The sequence below is a fragment of the Blautia sp. HCP3S3_C12 genome, from assembly GCF_052064155.1.
GTDB lineage: Bacteria > Bacillota > Clostridia > Lachnospirales > Lachnospiraceae > Blautia_A.
Genome location: NZ_JBQHWC010000059.1, coordinates 1 through 427 on the forward strand (window position 1 = coordinate 1; position 427 = coordinate 427).

The window sequence follows — 427 nt, forward strand, 5'->3', positions numbered from 1 at the left end:
TCGCGGCATCGCGTCCTCAGCCGGCCTGCCCGACATCATCATCTACGACCGGCGCACGAAGAGCGGGCGCGTCATCCCTGACGACACGCTGCTTTTCCTGCCGGAGCCGACCGCCATCGATGACTACAACGGGACCGAGCTCGGCGCCACGTTCTGGGGTCAGACCCTGACCGCGACCGATCCGAAGTTCTCGCTCGTCGATGCGGAGATGCCGGGTCTCGTCGCAGGGCTGTGGCGGCATCAGACGGTGCCGATGATCGCCGAGGTGGTCGGTGACGCGATCGCGCTGCCGGTCCTCGCGAACGCGAACCTGTCGATGGCCGTGAAGGTGCTGTGATGAGCACTCTCATCGCTACCACTGTTGTGCGGCCCCCGAACCCCCGGCGCCCGGTGGGGCGCCGCCACGTCCGAGCGGGAGAGGGCGAGG

General features: G+C 68.4%; 1 protein-coding gene. It reads left to right on the forward strand.

From position 1 onward, the window contains the following. Window positions 1-337 (forward strand): hypothetical protein (locus tag ACTNDS_RS16705; protein WP_441036866.1); only part of this gene is annotated, 337 nt, incomplete at its 5' end. Window positions 338-427: the final 90 nt, after the last annotated feature.